The organism is Variovorax sp. P4_B11, assembly GCF_056402355.1.
In genome coordinates, this window is sequence record NZ_JBFUHO010000094.1 from 1 (window position 1) to 23,705 (window position 23,705).

Sequence of the window (23,705 nt, forward strand, 5' to 3'; positions counted from 1 at the left end):
CCGATGGTTCAATGAACTGCTCGAAGCCAGCGCCCGGATCCGCGCCACGCGCACGCTGAACAAGCGCTCGCCGCGGATGGTCAAGCGGCGTCACTCGCCTTACGCATCATTCGACCACCACGCGCCGACGCGCGTGCCCACGGATTGCACTCCCGAGATCATCGGCCCTCCCGGACCCCGACCCAAACCAGCCGACTCCCACATACCGCGCCGTTTCAGGTCCTTCATAGTCTAAACGAACAGTATTGGGTGTTGACCAGGTCGACCATTTCCTGCGACTGCGAAAAGCGCATGATGAGTTCCGCATTCGCGGTGGAAAGGTTGACGAAGGGTTGGGTGATGTTTTGCATGGGGGCCCTTCTTCGGCTGGTGCCGTTCAAACATCATTTATAGGACACTGTCGCTTTCAAGTCTGTGCGCTGGCAGACAGTCGCACCGGACATTTGCGCGCAGAGTGGCTCGTACCACTCACACGGAGCATTTTTCTTGGCCGCGATCGAGAACCACCTCATCGAACTGCTCCCGCGCAATGACCGCCAGCGGCTGCTGGACGTCTGCGAACCGATCCATCTGATCCTGGCCGAAGTGATCCACGAGCCGGGCGCTGCAACCCTTCACGTCTACTTTCCCGTCGACGGCTTCATCTCGCTGGTTGCGCAGATCGACGAGCATCCCGGACTGGAAGTGGGCATGGTGGGTCGCGAAGGGATGTTGGGCTCGAACCTGGCCCTCGGCGTGGAGATCGCGCCCTTGCGCGCGCTGGTGCAAGGCGCAGGCGCGGCCTGGCGCATCACCGCTGCCGACTTCCAGCGCGAACTTGCACGCAACGCGCCACTGCAGCGAGTGCTGGATCGCTACATCCAGGTCTCGATGTCGCAGCTGGCCGCGTCGGCTGCCTGCCTGCGTTTTCACCAGATCGGCCCGCGCCTCGCGCGTTGGCTCCTGATGAGCCAGGACCGCGCCCATGCCGACAGTTTCCACGTCACGCATGAGTTTCTCGCCTACATGCTGGGCGTGCGCCGTGTCGGCATCACCGAGGCCGCCGGTTCGCTGCAGCGCAGTGGGTTGATCGAGTACAACCGCGGAACCCTCAACGTGCTCGATCGTCCAGGACTCGAAGCAACGGCGTGCGCCTGCTATGCCGCGGACAGGAAAAGCTACGCGGGATTGCTTTGAACCGATGCGGGGCATCCGGCGGCCGGTGCTCGTGTCTGTGCGCTGCCGTACCGACGGGTGGCGGTGCCCGGCGTAGAAGGGAACATTGGGCTCAGCCCCTGTTCAAGCAAGGCACCATGGAACACGACCACGACTCAACACGCTCCTACTATCACGGCTGGGAGATACGCAGCCACATCACAAGCGCTGCCTACGACGGCACCGTGGCGGCCGGGGCAGTGCTGTACTTCGACGAGGCATGCCACTGCCACATCATCTCGTGCAGGCAATTTGCCAACGGCGGCGATGCCATCCATGCCATTGAAACCAAGGCGTCAATCTGGATCGACGACCGCGAAAGCCATCCCAGGACCTCCTATGTCGAACACTCCCTTCTTTCATGAGGCCTCGGGCGCCGTCCATTTCTGGGTGCCTATCGATGACAAAGTCGTCGGTGCGAGCATTGGCAAGGAAACGCTGCACTACTGCTTTCGGTCGACCGCCACTGACGACCAGCCGCTGGAGACCTACCAGCGTCACGCGCAGGAGATCGATGCGGCCGTGCGCAGGCGCGTCTCGGGCGGCTCCGTCGAACCGGTGATGCTGCGCGACTACGACCTGCACGAGGCAGTGGGCAAGGGCATCGAATAGGCCCGCGGGGCGCTATCCCGGCGCCTACAGTCGCGAAACGCAGGTCGATGGTGCCGCCGCGCAGATGCGCACCAGCGGGCGGCTGCCGATGAAATCCATCAGCTGGCGCATCGCCTGCGCTGCATCGATACCGAGCGCGACATCCTGCTCGCGCAGCCGATGCACTCGCACGCTCTCGGACGTCATCGCCCGCTCGGGCCGCACCAGCAGCTCGAGGCGCTGGCTGGTCAACAGCCGGTTGCCGACGATGCGCACCGCAGCGATCGAAATGACGCGATCGCGGCGCACGTCCAGGCCGGTGGTCTCGCAGTCGACCGTCACCCACTCGCAATCGGGCGGCGCGTCGTACATGAACGCGAAGTGGGGGTCGGCCAGGTGAAAGAGCAGCCATCTTCGGCGCAGCGCACCCGGCCATCGCGGCTTCATGCGCCCTCCAGGTGGAATTGGTGCCGCACAAGCACCTTGAATCGCTTGACTACCGCGAGCGCATCCTTCAGCAGATCGCGCTCAAGGCTGCTCAACCGTTCGACCTGCACGCTGCCGCCGACCGCCTGCCCGGTCTCCCATTCGGCCAGACCTGCCTTCAGCTTGAGTCCCATCAGGAAGTGAAGACTGTCGCCAAGGTCGTTGGCCAGCTCGATCGTGATTCGGGGACGCGAGCCGCTGTTTTGCGAGCTCTTTGCGGATAAGGAGGAGGGGACCTCGAGATCGGCGGCTCGCATCCAGAACGAGATCGCGATGATCTGTCGATCAAGGTCAGTGTCCGGCGTGGATTCGAACGCAGCCTTCCCAATGGTCGACGCGGTTTACCTTGAAGTCCTGTTGGATGGGACGCCTGTGCGGCAGCGCCTCGAACTGACGCGATCGCCACAGGTCCAGGTGCATGAGACGCCCTCGCTGCGCCTTCAACGAGCGATCTTGGAGCCTGACTTCGCTGCAACCATCGCTTGGCTTCGCTCTATCGGGCGGGTCATCTCGAACGATGAGTGAAAGGTCACTGCGGACACCGGGTGGCCGCAACTCCTTCATATCGGATCGCGGTGGATACGGATTTGTCGAACCTTGCGGGGCTGATGATGCTCGGAGACCGCTTGCCCGGCCTTGAACGTGACGCGCGCGACGCGATTGCCGTGCGGATCGCGCATCCAGTGCAGGCGATGCTCCGGCTCGACCAGCAGCTGATAGCTCTCGATCCGCGCGCGCGTGTGATCGGCTGGCCGCAACCGGATCAGCTGCGGGCCTAGCAGCGCCGGTCTCGGATAGTGGTAGCGGCTGCGATGCTGGGCGACGACGCGCACGCAGCGTTCTTACCACCTACCCGCGCCATGGGGTGATGCGCGGTAACCATCGCCTCACGTTCGCCCGGTAGCGCTTGTACTCGTCGCCGAACTGCTCGCCCAGCGCAGGCTCTTCGTAGGCGACAACGAACAAGAAGAATCCGGCCCACACGATCGCGCTGTACTCCAGCACCGTGACGCTCCCGAACAGGAGGCCCTGGCCGGCGATCAACGCCGTGACTGCGACGTACATCGGATTGCGGACGTAGCGATAGAGCCCGGTGACGACGAGGCGCTTGGGAGGCATCACGGGCGCCGGTGTGCCGAGGCCCTGCAACGCGAAGCGAGCGAACGAATCGAGCAAGATGGGCAACCCGGCGACGATCAGGGCGGCGCCGAGCACGCGCGCGATCGGGAATAGCGCAGGCGCGAAGTGCCAGTGCGTGAGGTACCAAGGGACGTACACGGCGAGCGTGCCCGGAGCGATGACCAGGAAGATCGCGGAACCGATGATCGCGGCGGCGCGCTGCACGATAGGATCATACTCAACGCCGCCGCGAATCGTGCGGATTGGGCGAGCGCTGGCGTCGCGTGATGTCCTGTGCGCGGGTGTAGTCGCGGTTCTTCGGCATGTCCCGAGCGTGGCAGAGCGCCCGGGACGCCTCCAGTGCATCAGCTAGATAATGCCGCTTCAAGTCGGAGAAAGAGGCTCGGGGAGCACTTCCAACTTCGCCGGCAGTGTCCCGAAGAAGGTCCCGCGCCCGAGGGATTGCAACGGCCGGTTCAGCTCGCATTGCGGACATGCTTGGGACGAAGCCGAAAGACTCTGATGGGCCCATTGCGGGTCTACAGCGGACGTCGAAACTGCCCGGAAGCGGTCGTTGGATGTCAGATCCCACCTGCCAACAACTTTGAAAAAGCGGGTGGTGTAACTTTGAAAACGGCGCTCGCAAGCTGTTGATTTCCTTGGGTAACCAGGTGAGACAACCTTGGAGGAACTCAAAATGAGCTCGTTCAAAGTTAGGCCGGGATTCCATCAAATTTAGGGCCTAACTTTGACGGCGGCGCGCGCAAGTCGTTGATTCGATGAGGAATCGGCCCACCGTATCGCTCGAACGACGCCCGCTTGCATCTTGAGGAAAAGCCGGGGCAGGGCAGGGGGGTTGCCCAGATCGCATTGAAGCGCGTGCGCACTGACCATGTGGCGGTCAACAATCGGCAGCCACCCGCTTCCGGCCAGGACCAGTCCTTCGCGCCGACTGCTCAGTTCGCCCGAAAGCGGCCTTTGCCGATCAGCTTGGCTTTCTCCGGCGCGCAATGAGCGCGCCCTCGATCGCTTCACAGGTAGCCGCCGTGTTCGGAGTTGCCGCCAGGCGCATCGCAACATCTTTGCAATTTGCGCTCACCGAGTTCGATCACAGCAGCGAGGCCATGCCGATTGGCAAGACCGGGGTCTGCGTCAAGTCAAAAGATCCCAAACAGCAGCTCGGTGTACTTCTTGTTCACGGCCGCGCTGCGTTTGCCATCGGCACCGTAGTACCGATCTGCGCGGCAGAGGCGCTCTTTAACGTCGCAGAACACGCCGTTGGCAAAGGTGAACTCGGTCCGGTCGAAGTCCCCCTGTGAGGCCAGCTTGGTCGCGGCCTTTTTGCCGAGGTACTTTTGGGTGAGCTCGAGCGAAATTCCTTTGCCATTGGCACACACGTAGCGGTCGCAGAGGACGCGCGGCGCTGGCGATCGCAGCGCGACCTGCTTTGCGGCGTGGGCGGGGACAGCGGATACGGCGATCAGAAGAGCCAGAGACAAAGGAAAGTGGCGTGGGATTTTCATGCGGGTGGATTGTGGCTTGTCCGCGAAGCCAGCGCCGGACGGGTTGGCCGCGCGGCGATGGCTTCACGTGCGTCGTGCTGCGTGGCCGCCGGGAATAGCCCAAATGCCCGGGTGGGAGGATCATGAGCCGGCAGGGGAGCGTCGAGGCGGCGCAAACGAAGGCCGGGGCGTTGAGCCAGCCTCGGCCGCAGTGGGGGTGTGACCTACTTGTGCGTAGTCCGGTGGCGGACTGTGCTCGGAACAGGTCGCTCGGCCTTAGAGGCAGAGAGCGGCCGCATTCTGCCTGTCGGGCTCAAGCAAGACCGCGTCAATCGTCGACGTTTTGGTATTGCTCGATTTGGCACGCATAGGTACCCGGATGAGTCGAGCAGACCGAATATTCGTGAGGCGGGGTACCGGCGCAGCCCGCCAGGAAGGACAGAAAAATCGCATTCGCCAACTTGTGCACGGCCCCTCCTACCAGCGGTCTGACGGCCGGATTGAGCGTCCTGACGTGAGGAAGCCTTACCCGCTCCTGCGAGCATAGCCAACTGGGGTGTCGTCGGGAAGGTCCGGTCCTGGGCCGACTGTAGCCTGTCGGCTTCCAGGAGCTTCGGCCTGAGGCGACGTTCGTGCACCTCAACTTGCCGCGAGAAAGCTGCCTCTCCCGGGGTCACCATCTGAGCCGCGGGGCGGTTGAGGGCGAGACTGGGACAGGATGATCTAACGATCCTTAGAATAAAAGCATGAGACAGGCGAAGACCTTTCTTTACGAGCACGTGGCGCGTATCGGCAAGGCCGTCGCCAGCCCGAAGCGGCTGGAGCTGATCGAATTGCTGTGCCAGGGCGAGAAGACGGTCGAGGTGCTCGCTGGTCAGGCGGCGATCACCGTCAAGCTCGCGAGCGCCCATCTGAAGGAGCTGCGACTCGCGCGGCTGGTCGAGACCCGCAAGGAAGGCAGGTACGTGCTCTATCGTCTGGCCGGTACCAGCGTGGCAGACCTGTGGGTCAGCCTGCGCACCGAGGCCGAGGAGCGGCTGGTCGAGCTGCAGGTGGCGCTCGCGGGCCTCGTGGACCATGCGGCCGATCTCGAAGGCCTCGACCGCAAGGCGCTCTTGAAGAAAGCCGTTGATGGCGAGGTCCTGGTGCTCGACGTGCGCCCGCCCGAAGAGTTTGCGGTGGCGCACCTGCCGCATGCGCGGTCGCTACCGGTCGGCGAGCTGAGGAAGCGCGTGGCCGAACTGCCCAAGGACACCCCTGTGGTCGCCTACTGCCGCGGTCCGTTTTGCCTGATGGCCAAGGACGCGGTGGCGTTGCTGCGCAAGAAGGGCTACCGGGCCTTCCACCTGAGCGACGGCGTCGCTGAGTGGCGCGCTCGGGGTCTGCCGATCGATGAGTGAGCTTGCCGTGAAGACCCCGCTGGTCCTCGAAGACGCACCCTGCGGCGGCGTGCGCTTCAATCTCGGCCAGGCGGACTGACGGGATGCCCGCGGCGACGATCCAGCTCGGGCTGCGCGAGAACCTCGGCCAGTTCTCGCTGCTGGTCCTCGTCAACGCCTTCGTCGGCGCGATGGTCGGCCTCGAGCGCAGCATCCTCCCGGCCATCGCGCAACAGGAGTTCCACCTCGCCGCGCGTGCGGCGATCCTGTCGTTCATCGTCGTCTTCGGCATCACCAAGGCGCTCACCAACTACTTCGCCGGGCGCCTGTCGGACCGCTACGGCCGCAAGCGCGTACTGGTGGCGGGATGGCTGGTGGTGGTACCCGTGCCGTTCATGCTGATGTGGGCGTCGACGTGGGACTGGATCGTCGCGGCCAACGTCCTGCTCGGTGTGAGCCAGGGGCTGACCTGGTCCACAACGGTCATCATGAAGATCGATCTCGTTGGCCCGAAGCGCCGCGGGCTCGCGATGGGGCTCAACGAGTTCTCCGGCTATTTCGCTGTGGCCGGCAGCGCGCTGGCCACGGGGTGGGTCGCAACGGCCTACGGACTGCGACCGCAGCCCTTCTATCTCGGTGTGGCGTACGTGGTCGCAGGCCTGCTGCTGTCGGCCTTCGCAGTTCGCGAGACGCGGCAGTACGTGGCGTATGAGGCCCGCGCACACGGCGCGGCCAACGGGGATGGCCATCTCGCTCAAGCCGAGATCTTCCGCCGCACGTCGCTGACCGATGTCAACCTGTCTTCCGTCAGCCAGGCGGGGCTGGTCAACAACCTGAACGACGGCATGGCCTGGGGATTGTTTCCGCTGGTCTTCTCCGCTGCGGGCATGACGCTGAAGCAGATCGGCATCCTCGCCGCCATCTACCCCGCCGTGTGGGGTGTCGCCCAGATCTTCACCGGCGCGCTGTCGGACCGAATCGGGCGCAAGTGGCTGATCGCCTGGGGGATGGGGGTGCAAGCGGTCGGCATCGCCGTCACCGCGCTGGCCGCCGATTTCATGTTCTTCGGCGCTGGTGCGGTGCTGCTCGGCCTTGGAACGGCGATGGTGTACCCGACGCTGCTGGCAGCCATCGGCGACGTGGCTCATCCCTCCTGGCGAGCATCCGCCGTCGGGGTCTATCGCCTGTGGCGCGACCTCGGCTACGCGGTGGGGGCGCTGCTGGCCGGCATCACGGCCGACTTGTTCGGCCTGGCCTCGGCCGTGTGGCTGGTGGCCGTGCTCACCCTGCTATCCGGCGTGGTCGCAGCGCTTCGCATGAACGAAGCCCTTGCGAGACAGGCAGGGTAAACCTTTGGGCGCTTCAGACCTTGTCCGCGCGCAGCGAGATGCTCTTCACGCCGAACTTCTTCGTAGCACCCTGGGCGTTGTCGGACAGGAAGCGATACTGCTCGTTGACCTGTTCCGCCACGATGCGCAAGCCAGCGGCCTCGATGGCCTGCTTGTAGCGTTCCACCTGCCAGGCGCCGCCGATGCAGGCCGCCCACAGCGTCGTGTTGCAGGCGATGGTTTCCGGCAGGTCCACCGCGGTGACGATGTCGGCGATCGCCAGCCGGCCGCCGAGCCGCAGCACGCGGGCGGCTTCGCGAAACACCTGCGGCTTGTCGACGGCCAGGTTGATCACCCCGTTGCTGATCACCACGTCGAAGCTGTCGTTCTCGAACGGCGCAGCATCGATGTAGCCCTTGACGTAGGTGATGTTGGGCACGCCTTGGCGCCGGCGCAGCGCTTCGGCCTTGGCGCGCTGCTCGTCGGTCATGTCCAGGCCGATGACCGTTCCCATCGGCCCGGTGATGAGGCTCGCGATGAAGGTGTCCATGCCCGAGCCGCTGCCCAGATCCAGCACGCGCGCGCCCTCCATATCGTCGAGGAAGTGGAAGAAGTAGCCGACGCCGGCGAAGGAGTCGATGGCCTCGGCCGGGATGCGGTCCAGGTCGGCCGGCCGGTAGCCGAGGCGCTCGGCCAGTGCGCGTCCCATCTCGAAATGGAACTCACCGTGCGGGTTCTGCGCCACGTCGCGGTACATCGACTGGATCTTGGATTCCAGCTCGTCGCGATTGACTTCAGCAGACATGATGGCCTCCGATCGAAGTGAGGGTCAGAACAACGGCGCCGCCGGCGCCTCCTCCAGCATGCGGATCACAGCCATCTCCTGACCTTGCTGCGATACGCCGTATAGCGATCCCTGAAGATCTCCGCCAGCGCCTGCTCTTCGGCGGGGATCTGAAACCGGTCGATGAACAGGACGAAGGCGGCGAGCGGGACGAGACCGATGAGGTTTTCGATCCACACCGCGATGCCCGCGAGCATCACGGCGTCGTCGACGTACATGGGGTTGCCTGAGGCTCACACCAACGATGGCCACGCCGAGCACGACGAGGGCGATACCGATCGCGGTTTGATGGGCAAACGAGTACCTGCCGATCGACAGAGTCGCCAGGAAGAGCGCGGGCTATCCCACGAGATGCAGTCTGCTCCTGCGGACGTGATACCGCAACCCCCTAGCTGGAACACACAGACCAGGGCAGCTCTGCGGTGGCACCACATAGTTGACGCTCCTGGAAGTCCGGTCCTGGCCCGAAACCTGGCGCCGGAGTTCATCGTGACCAAAATCTCTTCAAGGTAAGGGCCGAATTCCTTTGATGCCTTCACGTCGGTGCTCGATTGGCTGAGGAGCTAGAACCACCTTTCCCATGCCCCTTCGCGCCGGCTCTGTCGGCAACACGTCCGACGCGCATGGCCGGGCACCAAGCAGGATTGGCGGCTGCCCTGGCCAACGGACAGTCCCGAAGGATCGTACGGCGGCGAGCGTGCTGCATGTTGATTCCCCACCTACAATTATTTATCCGGGGCGGATTCAACGCGAACCTTTGCGCTGCCGCGAGGCGGCCATCGCGGCTGCCCCGGCAACCCGTTCGGCCAGGTTTCAGGCAGATCGGCAGTGCATCGTGTCCGGCCAAAGCAGGCCGTGGATGACGGTCCTGCAAAGGAGCATGATCGATGCGGTCGCCAGGGAGATTCGGCACGCGCCTGAGAGGAATTTCGGTCGGGGTCGCGGCCGTCATCGTGGCTCTATTCGTCGTCGGCCGCATCACCGGCGTGCTGATTGACTGGCTGTGGTTTTCCTCGGTCGGCTATGTCGGCGTTTTCTGGATGATCGTTGTCACCCGGGTGCTTCTGTTCGTCGCCGTCTTCGCTATTTCGGCGGGCGCGATATGGGTGTCGGGATGGCTGGCGCACCGCTATGCGAGCCAGCCCGGCACCTGGAAGTTGGTGGGGCCGGCATTTCCGCCGGGCGGGCCGGAGGTGTTGAGCGAACTGGTCGGGGAAGTCGCACCGCATGTTCCCTGGCGCGCAGCCATCGCCGGTGTCGCCGTCCTGCTGGGCTTGTTCATCGCCGGCGGCGAAGTCGCGGGCTGGGACATTGCGCTTCGCTACGTCGAGCAGGTGCCCTTCGGCAAGACCGATCCGATCTTTGGCAAGGACATCGGCTTCTACCTCTTCTCGCTGCCGGCCTATCTCGCGCTCCGGAACTGGCTGCTACTGCTGCTGCTCTGCAGCGCAGCCATCGCCGCCGCGGTATACGGGATGCGCGGCGACATCACGTGGATCCAGCCGCCGCGCGCGCTTTCTCCTGCGGCCGCCACCCACGGTTCGGTGTTGCTCGGCTTGCTTTTCCTGCTGCAGGCCTGGACTTACTGGCTCAACCGCTTCCTGCTGCTCTACGGTGACAACGGCGTCGTGGTGGGCGCGAGCTATACCGATGTCCACGTTGGGCTGCCGGTCCTGTGGCCGCTTGTCGGACTTGCCGCTGCCGCGGCGGTCGCGTCGTGGGCCAATATGCGCTCGCCGGGCTTGCGAATTCCGGCGGCTTCGGCGCTGATCGTGTTCGGCAGCGCATTCGTGCTCGCCGTGATCTACCCAGCGCTGTTCCAGCGCTTCTATGTCAAACCAAACGAGCTGCAGTTGGAGACGCCCTATATCGCCCACAATATTGCGCTGACGCGGGAGGCCTATGGTCTGACGCAGATCGCGGTCAAGCCGTTCCGGGCCGAGCAGAACCTGACTCTCGCCACGCTCCAGGCCAATCGCCCGACCATCGACAACATCCGCCTGTGGGATCTGCAGCCGTTGCGGGATACCTATGCGCAGTTGCAGGAGATCAGGACCTATTACAAATTCCTCGCGACGGACATCGACCGCTACCGGCTCAACGCCGGTTATCAGCAAGTGATGCTTTCGGCGCGGGAACTGGAGCCGTCCTTGCTTCCGGCAAATGCCCAGACCTGGGTAAACCTGCATCTCCTGTTCACGCACGGCAATGGCATCGTGATGTCGCCGGTCACGGAAAAATCCGCCGAAGGCTTGCCTACCCTTTACCTGAAGGATATTCCGCCCGTCTCCAACGGTGGCCCGATCGTCCAAGAGCCGCGCCTGTATTTCGGCGAAGGCGGCAAGGGGTACGTGATCGTCAAGGGCAGCGTACCGGAATTCGACTACCCCAAGGGCGACGAGAACGTCTATTCGAGCTACAGCGGAGGCGACGGTGTCGCCATCGGCAGCATGGCGCTACGGGCCCTCTTTGCCTGGCAATTCGACGATCCCAACATCCTGGTGACCGACTACATCACGCCCGCAAGCCGGATCCTGCTCCATCGCAACATCCAGGACCGGGTGCGCACGATCGCCCCGTTCCTCAGCCTGGACCATGACCCGTACATCGTCGCGAGCGGCGGGCGGCTTTACTGGATCCAGGATGCCTACACCACCAGCCGCTGGTACCCCTATTCCCAGCCGGGTACCGAGGAGGGCGACAACTACATCCGCAACGCGGTCAAGGTGGTGATCGATGCGTACAACGGGACTGTCGACTTCTTTATAAGCGATCCTGCCGATCCCATCGTGCGGACATACCAGCGCATTTTCCCGGGCCTGTTCAAGCCGCTGGGCGCGATGCCGCAGGACCTGCAGCAGCATGTCCGCTACCCTGAGGATCTGTTCCTGATCCAGGCGCAGGTCTACCGCGCCTACCACATGGAAGCGCCGGAAGTCTTCTACAACCGCGAGGATCTCTGGCAGTTCCCGCGCAAACAGGCTGAGATCGAGGCGGGGCACGCCCCCGGCATGCCGATGACGCCTTACTACACAATCGTACGGCTGCCCTCGGAGCCGCAGGCCGAGTTTGTCCTCATGCTGCCGATGGTGCCCAGCCGGCGCGAGAACATGGTCGCGTGGTTGGCGGCGCGTTGCGATCCACCGGACTACGGCAGGCTCGTCGTCTACACGTTCCCGAAGGACAAGCTGGTCTACGGGCCGTTCCAGATCGAGGCGCGCATCCAGCAGAATACCGAGATCTCCCAGCAGATTTCGCTGTGGAACCAGATGGGTTCGCGCGTCATCCGCGGCCACCTCCAGGTCGTGCCCATCGAAAGCTCGATTCTCTATGTCTCTCCGCTTTACCTGCGCTCGGAGTCCGGCCAATTGCCCGAGTTGAAACGCGTGATTGCGGCCTATGGCGACCACGTGGTGATGGAGGAGACCTTGGGCGCGGCCCTGGGGGCCCTCTTCAAGGAAGCTGCGCTGGTGGCAACGCCGCCCGAGGGCACGGCGGACGCCCGCGCCCGCGAGGCACTGGGCCACTATAACCGCGCTATCGAGCGGCTGAAGGCGGGCGACTGGAACGGCTTCGGCGTCGAACTCGATGCCCTCCGGCCGCTACTCGAAGCGCTCGGCACTGGGCGTTCCGAAGAACGGAAATAACGATTGGCACCCGCTATCATCAGGGCGCTCTTTGGTGGGTCCGACGACGAGCAGGATTTCGCCCCATCCGGGTCCAGGTACTTGCGACCGAACGCACTGGCGACCGCACTCTTGGTCTCGTTGACCTTCAAGCGCAGCTTGTCATCCAGCCGCCGCAGCAGCGCCATCACCCGCTCGCCCGCCCGACGACTGCGCACGTACACGTTGCAGTCAAGGGAATAACGCCGGCTATATCCAGCTCGGTCTACAGGACTACCCCTGAGCCCTTACCCCTGCGCGGCCGTCGCCAACGCTGCCCAGATTCGCCCTTGGCACCGCGCGCCCACCATTCCCGGAGGCAGGCGGAGCGAGCGCCCTCTTCAGGAGGCCGAAGTTTTTTCATCGCTCATCAGGTGTACGCTTGGCTGGCGTTCGCGCACATTTGCCGCAAGCGTTGGGCTTGAAGGAGTTGCAAGATGAAGCAGAAACCAGTCGCGCTCTTCTCGCATGGGGTCGTGGGCCAACCCGCTCCAAACAAGCAAAGATCTCGCATAAGGCTGTCGCGCAATGGACCCTATCTGGTCACCGTCGATGACCTGACGAACTCAAAGGGAGAGCGGCTCGAAGGGTGGAACGGCGTCGCGTTGTGTCGCTGCGGCGCGTCGAACAAGAAGCCATTTTGTGACAGCTCCCATATTCGGATCGGGTTTTCGGACGACCGGCGCCCGGACCGCACGCCTGATGGAGTCGTGGACTACCGGGGCGCCGCCATTGTTGTGCACTTCAATCGTCTTCAGTGCTCGGCGTCGGAGCGGTGCGCCAAAGCGCTTCCGCTGGTTTTCCGCGATGGCGAAAAGCCATGGATCCAGCCGGATCGGGCAGACGCGGACACCATCATCGAAGCCGTCCGACGATGCCCGTCGGGCGCGCTTCGATACACACGGCACGGCCAACCCGGACCAAGTGACGTGAATGCTCCGAGCATTCGTATCGCACGAAACGGCCCCTATGAGGTTCAGGGGTTTGATCTTGACGCCGAGAACTGGAGCGAAGGTGCCTCGCGTGAGCGATTTACCCTCTGTCGGTGCGGTGGATCGAAGAACAAGCCATTCTGCGACGGTACGCACCGGAGCATCAAATTTCAGGACGACAGCAACTGAATGCCCCCGCGGCGAACGGCTGGTCTTGAATCAAGTCACAGAAAAGGACTCCGAAAGGCTTTGCGAACTCGGCTCCACGTTTCGATTTCGCTTTGTGGCGCGACGCGTGGAGAATGCGAGATGACTCCCCCATCCTCTGCTTTCCTCACCCCGGACCTTCTCGCCGTTCTGCGCGCAGTTGCCCGCATGGACTTGTCTCTCGGCATCGCCATCGGCCAGAGCCTGGGTCGACCGGTTTCCGAAGATCTGGCGGCACTGCGCGCACAGGGCTACGTCCGGCAAGTTTCCAGCCCCCGACACAACGGGACGCCAAGCCATCTACACACGATCACGGCCAAGGGGAGCGAGGCGCTGCGAGGGCAAGACGAGCAGAGCGTGTCCGCTCCGGTGCCGACGCTCGGACCCAGGCCCCCCCTGCACCGCGAAACGTACAACGGCAGCGAGATGCGCCCTTTCACGGGACGAGCAGGATCGATGGACGCGCTGAAGTACCCGAGCCGAGTCGGCAACCAACTGCGCTATCGCGATGATGGCAGTGAACCTGCCCGTAAGCACGCGCGGCCGACGCGCAAGACGTAACCCGAGTGCGAGCGACCGGTTGTGGCCGATCACGGTGGCACGCGAGCGCAGGTCCAAGGTCCGCTCCCGCTGCACACGCAGGAGTCACCTATGATTTTTCTCGTCGTGGTGGCTCTTGTCCGACGTGCCGTCGTGAGATTCGGCGTTGCCTGCGCAGGCACCTCAATCGGAAAGCCGTATTGAGGAGGGATGGATTCCCTCAGAGCAGCGCCGTGCTACTCTCGACGCTTGCCACAGCGAAAGAAGTTTGTTAAGGACCGAAGCGGCCCACTGATGGCATCTGAGGCTGCCGTTAGAACCTCAGCCACCCGCGCGATCGCCTCGATCTGACGTACGCTGTGACGCGAGTTGCGTCTGCGCGGTTTGGATTCAAAATCTCCGAAGTGCTCTTGCACATGAGCCAGCTTGAATGAAAGCCAATTCGATCACTCTGCATCGACTGTGGATGCTGTTCGCCCAAGCCGTGACCGTGGGTGCCGGCCTGCTGATCGCCTGGCATGCGTTCGCCCCTGCCGCGTCGCCGCCCGCCCGCAACGACGTCGTCACGATTCATGAGGCAGGCGGCAGTTCATCGCTGGCGAACACGATACTTGGGCGACGCGACACGGGCTATCGCTTGGCAGCGCGCAAGGCGTCGGCCTCGGTGGTCAACATCTACACGCGCGGCGCGTCAAGCCGCCGCAGCCGGCGCGGGCAGGATTCGCTGAGCCTGGGCTCCGGCGTGATCGTCGCGGCACAGGGCTATATCCTGACTAACAACCACGTGGTCGACGGTGCGACTGAAATCGCCGTCATGCTGCCGAACGGCAAGGTGGCTGACGCGCAGCTGCTCGGCCGCGACCCCGACACCGATCTCGCGGTGCTGAAGGTAGATGCGACGGACCTCCCGCCGATCACGTTCGCGGAGCCGGGTTCGGTGCAGGTGGGTGACATCGTGCTTGCCGTGGGTGACCCGTTCGGGGTCGGACAGACCGTGACTCAGGGCATCGTCAGCGCAACCGGCCGGAATCGGCTTGGCATCAACACGTTCGAGAACTTCATCCAGACCGACGCAGCAATCAACCCCGGAAACTCGGGCGGCGCATTGGTGGACATCGACGGCAACCTGGTCGGAATCAATGCGGCCATTTACTCGGAAAGCGGAGGATCCCAGGGCATCGGCTTCGCGATCCCGGTGAGCCTGGCGCGCGAGGTGATGGACCAGATCATTGCGCATGGGCGCGTCGAGCGAGGCTGGATCGGCGTGGTCGCGCGCGATGCCAAACGCAGCGCCCTCGATGCATCCGGCGCGGTGGTAGAGAAGGTCCAGCGCGGCGGGCCGGGCGAGAAAGCCGGGTTGCACGTGGGTGATACCGTCACTTCGATGAATGGCAAAAGCATCGCCGATGCCACGGCCCTCATCAATGAGACGGCGATGCTGGCACCCGGCAGCCGTGTCGAATTCAACTTGACTCGCCACGGCGTGGCCATGGCCGTGGCAGTTGAACTGGGCCGGCGTCCAATGCCGGCAGACAGGCGCCGGTGATCGTCATCACCGCCGACGCTCCGCGCGAACGGAGTCTTGATACGCCCACTCATCAAGACGTCATCCGGGTCACGCCGACTCGCTGTGCCGGACTGTCGATGGCTTGCCGGCAAGCGGGACTTCTGATGGTCGGCACGAAGTTGGAGATCGCATTGCACAGGGTTCGAAGCGCAGCGACGCTCCTGGTGCGCAAGATGGCCTGACGCCTGCCGCACGCTGAAAGGCAATCCAAGAGGCTTATGTCACGAAGAAGTGCTGGTTGCCCGGGGTGAAAGGTGAACCGACAGCCCGACGGGAGACATCGTGAGCGACATGTATTCCGCGGGCCCGCCCTCGGGCGTCCTCATCTCCGCGATGTCGAAGTTCGCCAGCAATGTCGCCATCACCATCTTGATCTCCGCCAGTGCGAGATAGCGACCGGGGCACACGCGCGGGCCACCACCGAAGGGCATCACTACGCGCTTGGAACCCATCATCCGCTCGCCCTCTGCGTGAGCGCCATCGATCCAGCGCGTCGGGCGAAACGCCTTCGGCTCATCGAAACGATTTGCATCCATGCCGGCCGGGCGCATCACGCAGGTCACAAACACTCCTCTGGGGACCGCGACGTCGCCGATCACAACGTCATGCGCGGCTTGGACGATGTTGATTGGGGCGACCGGCTTGAGGCGCATTGCTTCGTTGGCGCAGGCCTCGACGAAGTCGAGCTGTGAGAGTTGATCGGTCGAGCATGGGATCTGGCCCGCGCCGACGATCGCATCGACCTCGTTCCGCGCACGCTTCCACTCGTCGGGGTGGTCGTGCAGGAGCCAGATGAGCCAACCAAGCGTGTTGGCGGTCGTGTCCTCGCCGGCGAGCAGCATGGTCAGCACATTGCCGGACAGATCCTCGTCACTGAGCCCCGCACTCTCGCTGTCGCAGGCAGCAATGAGCGCCTGCAGCAGGTTTTCGGGGCGCTGCATCAGTTCAGGCCGGCGCTCGATGTGCTGACGCTCCTCTCGGATGAACCCCTGCACCGCGCCCTGCAATGCTTCCACGTGCTGCCGAAGCCCAGGCTTGGGTAGCCAGTGCTCGAAGTCGATCGGCGCGAGGACGCGACGCGCCAAAGTTGGGAAGATCACGTTGAGGTGTTGCTGGATCACATCATGATCGCCCCGCTCCAGTGTGTTGAGGTTCCGGCCGAACGCAAGGCAGGTGGTCACGTCCACTGTGTAGCGCATCAAGTCGGTCATGAGATCGATTTCACGATCGCTGCGCGCGTCGCTGAACCAACGTGCGCGAAGCCGGGCCGTGACCACTTCGATGGAAGGCAGAAAAGTCTTCAGGTGTGCCGGATCCAGCCCTGCCAGCACAATCTGACGCTGCCGGCGCCACGCTTCCCCGTTGGCGGAGAACACGCCGTGAAAGCCAAGATCCTTGCAGACCTGCACCAGTCGCGGCCCTTTGATGAATCCCTCCGGGCGCTGCTTGAGCACGGAGGCGTTGAGCGCTGGGTCGCTCACGCAAAGGAAGTTGCGCTCGGCGATCGAGAAGCGGAACAAGCCCCCGTACTTCTCCGTCCATCCCTCGAGAATCTGATGGAAGGCTTCCGGCTTGATCTGGAGCGCGTTGCCGAGCAGCGGCACTCCTTTGGGACCTGGCAGGTCGAAAAAGCGACGCAGGCGCGCGGCGGGTGGTTCGGCCTTGGTTGGGGAGGCGTGGTCAGTTGGATCGGCGCTCATGAGAACCCCCTCTTCTTGCGCGATGCTAAGCCTGCTCCGCGCGCTAGCCAACTGCATCGGAATTGTGACAGCCGTCGGCGCAAGGATATGGAGACGGTTCCGGGGCGGATGAGCAGCCTATTGAGACATCACACCTAGCCGCACACTCCCAACGTCCTATGGCCACTTCCCCAATCGCGTCGCGTTGGCTGTTCCTGCCGCTCTTACTTGCAGCAGTATCGTTCGTGATGGCCGCAGTCGAGATCTTGGATTCCGTGGTTTCATTCGCCCGCGCCGATCGCCCAACACTCAATATTGCGCTACCAAGCCTCATGCTGCTCCTAAGCGCCTTAACCCTCCGCCTAGGAATGCCGTCTATCCGGCCTCTTGGGAGGCTGGGCGTGTTGCCCAAGTGGATGTGCTGGCTAGCCTTGCTCTTTGGCGCAGCCATTGCCCTTCTAGCCGGAGCCGAGCTCGCGTATGCGCTCACAGAGGAAGGTCTTGTCATGCTCTTGGACCTTCCGATCGTCATAGCGTTCTTGCTGGGCTTGTCGTGCACCTTGTTGGCGTATCTCAGCCTTCGTAGTCAACCGCAGGGGCCCTCGAAAAATGGCACCTAACCCCTGCGTCAAGGGGACGTCTTACGCGAGGGCGCAAGCTGCTGCCTTACGTCGAACGTTGAGCGGCAGCCTCCGGGTCCACCAAACGACCAAAGCCGGTTCCGCTTGGAGGACCTACTCGACATCTGGCGCTGACAACGGAGCAGGGCGCTGTGAATGTCCGCAGAGCGCCAGCGTGCGGTCGCGCGTGCTTGCCTACCAGGAGGACCGTTTACGCTGCACAATCGCCGTACGACTGTCGATGGCGAGAGACAGGGCAGGGCCCTAAGCGGTCCTCCATCAGCGCGGAATCGTCGTCGCGATGCAGCCGTTTCCACCGTGAGTCCTACTGGTTCACTGCGGTACAAGACCAATGGGACGCCCGCGCAGATCGCCTTCCCGGCGGCGCCATATCCTCCCTCAGTTTAGGGATGACGGCTCATGTTCGAGGCCTAGCATCTCTGACGCTGACCCAATGCTGGATCGGTAAGGAGATCCGAAATGGCCGAGACCGAATACTTCTGGCAATGCGGTCGGAAGATCGCCGTTCAGAAGACAGATGTTCTGACCACGCAATGGGACACGGAGCCTCGTCATGGAACAGACCGCACCTGAGTTCATCGACCTACGCCTCACGCGCCTCGCAGAACGGCGATCCAATGACGCCGGCATCGAAGTGGCGGCGGCCCAGATTGGCGACACGGCTCCCTTCTACTTCGTGGCCCACGAACTGCTGGTGGGGGCGGACGAAACTGCCCTACTCGCCTCGCTGCGCGCACAGGGCGCGACGATCGTCGCGCCGCCTCCGGTTCCACCACAACCGATTGAAATCGCGCGAACGCGCCGCCCACGCAACGTTGAGTTTCCGCGTCCGTTCAAGGTGCGCATGAAAGCCGTTTGGATGAGTCCCCACAACGTCGAGTCATCTTCGATGGTTGGTAGCGATCTTCCGGCTTTCACCGTACAGCCGCCAGGAGATCGCGCGCCCTGGCGCCCGCGTCGTCTTTCATGGAATCATTCCGCACTCGAACATCTTGTTCGCGATCGGCGTCGCCACCTTGTTCAGGAAGGCGGTGCGGGCCGCCGGATCGTGATGCGCTTGCCCATGAGTGACTCCTCTGTCTGTCAACGTTAAAGAAAGCCAAGGCGATCGCGACAGCGACCATCTGGTCGCTCACGATTTCGGGCTGATCCAAGCGTCAGGTGGCAGTGTCCACAGCAGCAGCGCGATGATCGCGTGAATGACGGCGGCAGGCCACAACAGCGGCCCCGCGACCTGGACGACCGCACCCAGGAAGCTGAAGAAGACGGCGATCAGCAGGTTATAGGTCAGCATGGCTCGGCACGCGGCACGGTCGAGCACCGACCGGTCCCGCGTTGGCCAACACGCCATGCCCAACGCCAGCAGCGCGACCCCCATGCACCGGCCGATTACAAGGGTCAAATCGGTGATGCTCCCTTCGACCAGCAACGGAATAGCGATCGAGGGGATGACCATCAGCGCGAGGCCGGTGGCCGCCTGCGCAGCAGCTGCAAAGATCAGAACCTTGCGCAAGTTGCTCGAGTCCGCTTCGGTCATTGCACTCTCGTGATCGGTGGCAGCTTGTATGCCCCGTCCACCAGCTCCTTCATCGGCTCGTAGACGCGGATCGTGATATTGAAGGCCCCCGAAGGCGGCGTCGGCAGCCAGTTGGCGAGCTTGTCCGGTCCCGGCGAGGTGGCCTGGATGTAGATGTCGAGCGAACCGTCCGCGTTGTATTTGAATGGCGTCGAAGAGAGCACGCCGTAGCGCTCGAGCTTGTTGCGTACGTAGAAATTCTCGCGATAGGGAGAGATCGACCAGACGTTGCTTCGGGACGGCGGCAGTTGTCCCTTCGGGAGGTGCATCACGTACTTGTACGCCGCATCGAGCGCATGTCCATCGCCATCCACGAACGAGGTCGGGTACATGCAGTCGTCCGATGTGAGCGCGCCAAGTCCGGCGTAAGCGATGAAGGCGCGGGTGTTGTAGTCCGTGCCGTAGCGCCCGAGGTTCTTGATGTTCAGCCAGCCGTTGACGGTCGGCATGGAGTAGGGGCCCACCGCGAGCTCCTTCCAGACATTCCAGGGCGCTTCGTTGATGCCCTTGCGAACCTGGGGATCGAGCTTCCCGGGGTCGAAGTCCCGGCCCCGTTCGATTCCGAGCAGCTTGAGCTTCTCGATCATGAGCGTGTCGGCCGGATTGGGCGGATTGTCCTCAAGCAGTTGCGCGAGCCGCCTGAAGTACATCTCCCCGGTCATGATCCTCACCTGGTCGAAGGGCGTGGCGCTCAAGTCGACGCTCGGGTCCACGCTGCTGCTCGCCGGCGGCGTATAGGGCTTGCCCCAGGCGCTAAACGGCGTGATCTTCAACTTGTCCTGGAGCGCGTTGATGGCCGGGAAATCGGCCGGGCTGGCGGCAGCCATCTGGACCACGATCCACGCATAGCGGGTGCTGGACCGGAACGATGCCTTGACGCCGGGCGGCGCGTCGCCGGTCCACTTGGGACCGACGATCATGAAATCTCCCGACTTCATATCGGGCGTGCGCGTGCCGACGGATGCGAAATCATCCGTCCACATGTTCAGCGCCTGCATCACCATGAACCGGCTTCCCGTGTCCGGGACGCTGACGATCATCGGCTCCTTGTCGAGGTCGACAAAGCCGAAAGTCCAGAGCGAATTGACGCTGATGCGCACCACGTTCTTGAAGTCCGGACTGACGTACGTCCGGAGGCGCGCGAACTGGTTGATCGGTGCCGCGTACTCGCCGGATTTCGTCGCTGCTGTCGTGACCTGGCGGGTCACGTCCATCATCACCAGCGGGAATCCGTAGACGTACTCCTCTTCACCCAGCAAGTAGCTGGCGCCCTCGCGCAAGGACCAGGCCGACGCGCCACAGGACGCGAACGCCACCGCCAGCGCGGCGAGGACTCTAAAAACGACTGGCTTTCTCATGTTCCTCTCCCGGACAGGTTGAATAAATAGAAGGTCGCGGATATCGAACGGCCTGGTCTTTCGCCCGGGCCAACGCATGGGCCCGGGCCGGCGCTTGCCTCAATCAATACTTGTGCGCCATGGCGTCTTCAGTTCGTCAAGCCGCTGAGGACCTTCTGCTTCGCCGCCTCGTAGTCGCTCTGGCTGATGAGCTTCTGGGCGTACAGCGATTGCAGCTCGGCGAGCTTTTGCTGCGGCGTCTTGGTGCTCGCTGCGGCGGCTGCCTGATTTGCCGCCGCCGCCGCCTGGGCCGCAGCGGCTTCCGAAGCGGCGGCGGCCGACTGCGCGGAGGCCGCTGCCGCAGCGTCCCTGGAAGCATTGGCGCTCGCGGCCGCCCCGGCCTCGGCACCGACAACGATCTCGGTGCGCACGGCGGCGCGGCGCCAGACACCAAGAATGGCCCAGGCGGGGTCGACGCTCGCCATCAACGTCAGCAGGGCCAGCCCGCTCAGCACGGTGTTGCGAAGGACACGCTTCTGCACTTGGTAATGAGTCATGTTGGTACTCCAGTTCCGGTCCGAATCACTGCTTGGCTCTCGTGTAACGGAGTTCCATCATCTTGAACATTGCGGTGCCATTGCCTTGGCCCCAGAGCTCGGACATGTGGTCGCCGTTCTCGGCGATCGAAAGGCGCAGCTCCAGCGGCGTGGGCTTGCCGGTCACCGGATTGGCGACGACCGCCTTCATCGTTGCGGATCTGGTCGCTCCGTTGAAGCCGCCGCGGTACAGCGTCATCGCCGTACTCCCGCCGTCCATCCAGGCGATCTGGTACACCTTTCCGACGTTGTCGTAGGCGGTGTAGCCAATACCGTCGAAGGGTTCGCCCATCACGTTGGCCGACAACATCGACTGGATGTAGCGGTGGCCGAGAACCCAGACATTGACGCACGAGCCATTCGACTCGATCGGCGCCTGATTCGGAGACAGCCAGGTCCGGATCTTGACGTCGAACGTCCCGATCATGGGCTCGAGCCTTGCCTGGCCCGGGCCCGGCGTGATGGCGCTCTCCAGGGTCTTGGCCAACGCCGCGTCGTTCGTCTTCGATCGCGTAGCGGTGTTGCCGGCGCTCTGGGCAAGTACGGGACCTGCGAGGCAAAGAGTTGCCGCCAGCAGGCCAGTCAATCGATAGAGCTTCATTTGCATTCCTTCCACTTGGGTGGTTGACGTTTCTTCATGAGCCGTGACATTCGGGTTGTTGGGTTGTGTCACGAAGGCTGGCTCATGCGAATGCGCGGCCAAGCGCCTCGAGCAGGTCTTCATTGCTGAACGGCTTGTGGAGCACCGCGACGGGGGCAAGCTGGGCGAGTTGGCCTTCCAGCCCTTCGCGCTCGGACGCGGTCATGAAGACAGTGGGGCGGTCCCGGCCCGACGTGACCAGAGCCCGCTTGAACTCGATGCCTCCAACGCCCGGCATGTCGACGTCCAGCAACAGGCACGCTCCACCCTCGATCGCGCCTGACGCCAGCACTGCCTCCACGCTGGCGAAAGACGCCACTTCGAAGCCGGCGCGTTGAATCGTCCGTACAAGTGCGCGCCGCAACGAGTCGTCGCTGTCAACCAGCAGGACGCGAAGCGACGAMTTCTTGTGGGGRTTCATGCAGACAACTATCCGCCGTTCCCATGCACCGCGTAATACGACCTTGGTATTACGCGAACTCGCCCACTGATTCGGGTGTTCGATCGGGCSCAGCCACTGCATGCGAGGCGACGCGCTGCGCCATGCGCGTCAGATCGGCAATCGAGCGCGCGTGCATCTTCTTCATCATGCGTCCGCGATGAATCTTCACCGTGGGTTCAGCGATGCCCAGCCTKTCGGCCACGATCTTGTTCATCAGGCCGGCCACCACGAGCTCCATGACTTCTCGCTCACGCAGCGTCAATGACGCRTGACGGGCGAGGATCTCGGCATCCWGGSTGCGAYTYTGGTCGCGATCATGGCTGCGCGCGAGCGCATCGGCAACGGCGGCCAGCAGTTCAAGCTTGGCGAACGGCTTGGGCAGGAAGGCCACGGCCCCGGCCTTCATCGCATGCACCGTCATCGGAATGTCGGCCTGTCCGCTGATGAAGACGATGGGCCACTCGAGCCCGGCGCGCGAGAGCGTGGCCTGCAGTTCCARACCGCTCATGCCTGGCATGCGAACGTCGCTCACGACGCACGCGACACCTGCGCACAGTTTTCGGTCGAGGAACGCATGCGCGTTTTCGAACGCTTGCACGTCGTAGCCCGCACCCTCCAATTGACGCTCGATCGCTCGTCGCATCGCCTCGTCGTCGTCGATGATGAAGACGGTGCCAGTTGCCCTCGCCGGCGGCTTCACCATCGGCAAGGGCGTGATCACCAGGGGTTGCGGCGAGGGCAGCTCGATGCGGAACGTCGAACCCTGTACCAGGTCGGACCGCACGCAAAGTGTTCCGCCATGACTGGCCACGATGGTCTGGCTGATCGAGAGGCCGAGACCCATGCCGCCTGGCTTGGTCGTGAAGAAGGGCTGGAAGAGCCGGGCCATCGTCGGCTCGTCTATCCCGGAGCCGCAGTCGGTCACTTCGACGCTGACGCCAGTCTCCGATGGCCGGGCGCACACCGCCACCTTGCGCGCACTGGGATCACAAGCCGACACAGCGTCGAAGGCATTCAGCAGCAAATTGAGAAGCACCTGTTGCAATTGCACCCGATCGCCCACGATGTTCAGGGGCGCGGCCGGAATGTCGAGCGTGACCTCGATGCCCCTGTCCGCCGCTTCGGCCTTGGCGAAGGCCAGCACTTCAACAACCAGCGCGCCYAGATCGAGCTCGATTCGCTCTGCCTCGCCATGGCGCAGGAAGCGTCGCAACCTCTGGATCACTTCGCCGGCGCGTCGGCTGTCAGCGACGATGTCGGCAACGGTCGCGCGCAGCTCGTCGAGCGGGGGTACGTTGGAACGGAGTAGATCAGACGCCGTCTCCGCATTGGCCCGGCTCGCCGCGAGCGGCTGCGTGAGCTCGTGCACCAGCGAGGCTGCGAACACACCCATCGAACCGACCCGCGCTGCATGGGCTGCCTGCGCATGCGCCTCCTGTT

The 23,705-nt window shown here is 63.6% G+C and carries 25 protein-coding genes and 3 pseudogenes; 12 read left to right on the forward strand and 16 right to left on the reverse strand.

Annotated features, from left to right (window positions below; all coding sequences use genetic code 11):
- Window positions 1-235: pseudogene (locus AC1DYD_RS38575) on the forward strand (hypothetical protein); the annotation flags it as partial.
- Here the strand turns inward: AC1DYD_RS38575 and AC1DYD_RS38580 are convergent.
- Window positions 225-350: a hypothetical protein gene (locus AC1DYD_RS38580; protein WP_478178005.1), complete on the reverse strand. Its 126-nt coding sequence runs from the start codon at window positions 348-350 to the stop codon at window positions 225-227. The pseudogene AC1DYD_RS38575 and the gene AC1DYD_RS38580 overlap by 11 nt on opposite strands.
- 136 nt (window positions 351-486) lie before the next feature.
- On the opposite strand from AC1DYD_RS38580, the gene AC1DYD_RS38585 reads away from it, so the two are divergent.
- From AC1DYD_RS38585 to AC1DYD_RS38595, 3 genes are all read left to right on the forward strand, one after another.
- Window positions 487-1,176 (forward strand): Crp/Fnr family transcriptional regulator, encoded by a 690-nt coding sequence (locus AC1DYD_RS38585; RefSeq protein ID WP_478178006.1) that lies wholly within the window; start codon window positions 487-489, stop codon window positions 1,174-1,176.
- Window positions 1,177-1,292: 116 nt separating this feature from the next.
- A complete protein-coding gene (locus AC1DYD_RS38590; RefSeq protein ID WP_478178007.1) occupies window positions 1,293-1,559 on the forward strand; it encodes a hypothetical protein in 267 nt (88 codons plus the stop codon).
- The gene (locus AC1DYD_RS38595) at window positions 1,534-1,806 is read left to right on the forward strand and encodes a DUF1488 family protein (RefSeq protein ID WP_478178008.1); all 273 of its coding nucleotides are present in this window, start codon (window positions 1,534-1,536) and stop codon (window positions 1,804-1,806) included. The genes AC1DYD_RS38590 and AC1DYD_RS38595 overlap by 26 nt, the downstream gene beginning before the upstream one ends.
- A 69-nt stretch (window positions 1,807-1,875) precedes the next feature.
- Here AC1DYD_RS38595 and AC1DYD_RS38600 read toward each other — a convergent pair.
- The 5 genes and pseudogenes from AC1DYD_RS38600 to AC1DYD_RS38620 form a co-directional block, all read right to left on the reverse strand.
- A pseudogene (locus AC1DYD_RS38600) lies at window positions 1,876-2,232 on the reverse strand (exonuclease domain-containing protein); the annotation flags it as partial.
- Complete coding sequence (locus tag AC1DYD_RS38605) at window positions 2,229-2,528, reverse strand: putative nucleotidyltransferase substrate binding domain-containing protein (protein WP_478178009.1); 300 nt, start codon at window positions 2,526-2,528, stop codon at window positions 2,229-2,231. The gene AC1DYD_RS38605 and the pseudogene AC1DYD_RS38600, both read right to left, overlap by 4 nt.
- A gap of 303 nt (window positions 2,529-2,831) precedes the next feature.
- The gene (locus AC1DYD_RS38610; protein WP_478178010.1) at window positions 2,832-3,104 is read right to left on the reverse strand and encodes a transglutaminase N-terminal domain-containing protein; all 273 of its coding nucleotides are present in this window, start codon (window positions 3,102-3,104) and stop codon (window positions 2,832-2,834) included.
- A gap of 16 nt (window positions 3,105-3,120) precedes the next feature.
- On the reverse strand, window positions 3,121-3,615 hold the full coding sequence (locus AC1DYD_RS38615; RefSeq protein ID WP_478178011.1) for a methyltransferase family protein: 495 nt from the start codon (window positions 3,613-3,615) through the stop codon (window positions 3,121-3,123).
- Between the two features lie 932 nt (window positions 3,616-4,547).
- A complete protein-coding gene (locus AC1DYD_RS38620) occupies window positions 4,548-4,913 on the reverse strand; it encodes a YcgJ family protein (RefSeq protein WP_478167964.1) in 366 nt (121 codons plus the stop codon).
- Window positions 4,914-5,638: 725 nt separating this feature from the next.
- On the opposite strand from AC1DYD_RS38620, the gene AC1DYD_RS38625 reads away from it, so the two are divergent.
- Together AC1DYD_RS38625 and AC1DYD_RS38630 are read left to right on the forward strand one after the other, a co-directional pair.
- Window positions 5,639-6,292, forward strand: a complete 654-nt coding sequence (locus AC1DYD_RS38625) for an ArsR/SmtB family transcription factor (RefSeq protein WP_478178012.1) — start codon at window positions 5,639-5,641, stop codon at window positions 6,290-6,292.
- An 83-nt stretch (window positions 6,293-6,375) separates the two neighbouring features.
- On the forward strand, window positions 6,376-7,620 hold the full coding sequence (locus AC1DYD_RS38630; protein WP_478178013.1) for an MFS transporter: 1,245 nt from the start codon (window positions 6,376-6,378) through the stop codon (window positions 7,618-7,620).
- A gap of 13 nt (window positions 7,621-7,633) precedes the next feature.
- On the opposite strand, the gene AC1DYD_RS38635 is transcribed toward AC1DYD_RS38630, so the two are convergent.
- Together AC1DYD_RS38635 and AC1DYD_RS38640 are read right to left on the reverse strand one after the other, a co-directional pair.
- Window positions 7,634-8,404 carry a methyltransferase domain-containing protein gene (locus AC1DYD_RS38635; protein ID WP_478178014.1) on the reverse strand — a complete coding sequence of 257 codons (771 nt, stop codon included), beginning with the start codon at window positions 8,402-8,404 and terminating at the stop codon, window positions 7,634-7,636.
- Window positions 8,405-8,469: 65 nt separating this feature from the next.
- Window positions 8,470-8,661 (reverse strand): methyltransferase family protein, encoded by a 192-nt coding sequence (locus AC1DYD_RS38640; RefSeq protein ID WP_478178015.1) that lies wholly within the window; start codon window positions 8,659-8,661, stop codon window positions 8,470-8,472.
- A 669-nt stretch (window positions 8,662-9,330) separates the two neighbouring features.
- Between AC1DYD_RS38640 and AC1DYD_RS38645 the strand changes: the two genes are divergently transcribed.
- A complete protein-coding gene (locus tag AC1DYD_RS38645) occupies window positions 9,331-12,090 on the forward strand; it encodes a UPF0182 family membrane protein (RefSeq protein WP_478178016.1) in 2,760 nt (919 codons plus the stop codon).
- A 74-nt stretch (window positions 12,091-12,164) separates the two neighbouring features.
- Here the strand turns inward: AC1DYD_RS38645 and AC1DYD_RS38650 are convergent.
- Window positions 12,165-12,314 (reverse strand): annotated as a pseudogene (locus AC1DYD_RS38650) (group II intron reverse transcriptase/maturase); the annotation flags it as partial.
- Between the two features lie 231 nt (window positions 12,315-12,545).
- Here AC1DYD_RS38650 and AC1DYD_RS38655 point away from each other — a divergent pair.
- The 4 genes from AC1DYD_RS38655 (at window position 12,546) to AC1DYD_RS38670 (ending at window position 15,536) form a co-directional block, all read left to right on the forward strand.
- On the forward strand, window positions 12,546-13,229 hold the full coding sequence (locus AC1DYD_RS38655; RefSeq protein WP_478178017.1) for a CDGSH iron-sulfur domain-containing protein: 684 nt from the start codon (window positions 12,546-12,548) through the stop codon (window positions 13,227-13,229).
- A 120-nt stretch (window positions 13,230-13,349) separates the two neighbouring features.
- Window positions 13,350-13,808, forward strand: coding sequence for a hypothetical protein (locus tag AC1DYD_RS38660; RefSeq protein WP_478178018.1), 459 nt, complete (start codon window positions 13,350-13,352; stop codon window positions 13,806-13,808).
- 409 nt (window positions 13,809-14,217) lie between these two features.
- Window positions 14,218-15,333 (forward strand): S1C family serine protease, encoded by a 1,116-nt coding sequence (locus tag AC1DYD_RS38665; RefSeq protein ID WP_478178019.1) that lies wholly within the window; start codon window positions 14,218-14,220, stop codon window positions 15,331-15,333.
- A complete protein-coding gene (locus AC1DYD_RS38670; protein ID WP_478178020.1) occupies window positions 15,330-15,536 on the forward strand; it encodes a hypothetical protein in 207 nt (68 codons plus the stop codon). Before AC1DYD_RS38665 ends, AC1DYD_RS38670 begins: the two co-directional genes overlap by 4 nt.
- A gap of 39 nt (window positions 15,537-15,575) precedes the next feature.
- Here the strand turns inward: AC1DYD_RS38670 and AC1DYD_RS38675 are convergent, their stop codons facing one another.
- A complete protein-coding gene (locus tag AC1DYD_RS38675) occupies window positions 15,576-17,054 on the reverse strand; it encodes a cytochrome P450 (RefSeq protein WP_478178021.1) in 1,479 nt (492 codons plus the stop codon).
- A gap of 1,173 nt (window positions 17,055-18,227) precedes the next feature.
- Between AC1DYD_RS38675 and AC1DYD_RS38680 the strand changes: the two genes are divergently transcribed.
- On the forward strand, window positions 18,228-18,767 hold the full coding sequence (locus AC1DYD_RS38680) for a hypothetical protein (RefSeq protein WP_478178022.1): 540 nt from the start codon (window positions 18,228-18,230) through the stop codon (window positions 18,765-18,767).
- A gap of 39 nt (window positions 18,768-18,806) precedes the next feature.
- Here AC1DYD_RS38680 and AC1DYD_RS38685 read toward each other — a convergent pair whose 3' ends face one another.
- The 6 genes from AC1DYD_RS38685 to AC1DYD_RS38710 form a co-directional block, all read right to left on the reverse strand.
- Window positions 18,807-19,211 carry a hypothetical protein gene (locus AC1DYD_RS38685; RefSeq protein WP_478178023.1) on the reverse strand — a complete coding sequence of 135 codons (405 nt, stop codon included), beginning with the start codon at window positions 19,209-19,211 and terminating at the stop codon, window positions 18,807-18,809.
- Window positions 19,208-20,608, reverse strand: coding sequence for a DUF1254 domain-containing protein (locus tag AC1DYD_RS38690; protein ID WP_478178024.1), 1,401 nt, complete (start codon window positions 20,606-20,608; stop codon window positions 19,208-19,210). Before AC1DYD_RS38690 ends, AC1DYD_RS38685 begins: the two co-directional genes overlap by 4 nt.
- Window positions 20,609-20,736: 128 nt before the next feature.
- The gene (locus AC1DYD_RS38695; RefSeq protein ID WP_478178025.1) at window positions 20,737-21,144 is read right to left on the reverse strand and encodes an SHOCT domain-containing protein; all 408 of its coding nucleotides are present in this window, start codon (window positions 21,142-21,144) and stop codon (window positions 20,737-20,739) included.
- 25 nt (window positions 21,145-21,169) lie between these two features.
- Window positions 21,170-21,886 carry a DUF1579 family protein gene (locus AC1DYD_RS38700; protein ID WP_478178026.1) on the reverse strand — a complete coding sequence of 239 codons (717 nt, stop codon included), beginning with the start codon at window positions 21,884-21,886 and terminating at the stop codon, window positions 21,170-21,172.
- A complete protein-coding gene (locus AC1DYD_RS38705; protein WP_478178027.1) occupies window positions 21,867-22,244 on the reverse strand; it encodes a response regulator transcription factor in 378 nt (125 codons plus the stop codon). Before AC1DYD_RS38705 ends, AC1DYD_RS38700 begins: the two co-directional genes overlap by 20 nt.
- Window positions 22,245-22,293: 49 nt before the next feature.
- On the reverse strand, window positions 22,294-23,705 hold a 1,412-nt coding region (locus tag AC1DYD_RS38710; protein ID WP_478178028.1), incomplete at its 5' end, for a response regulator.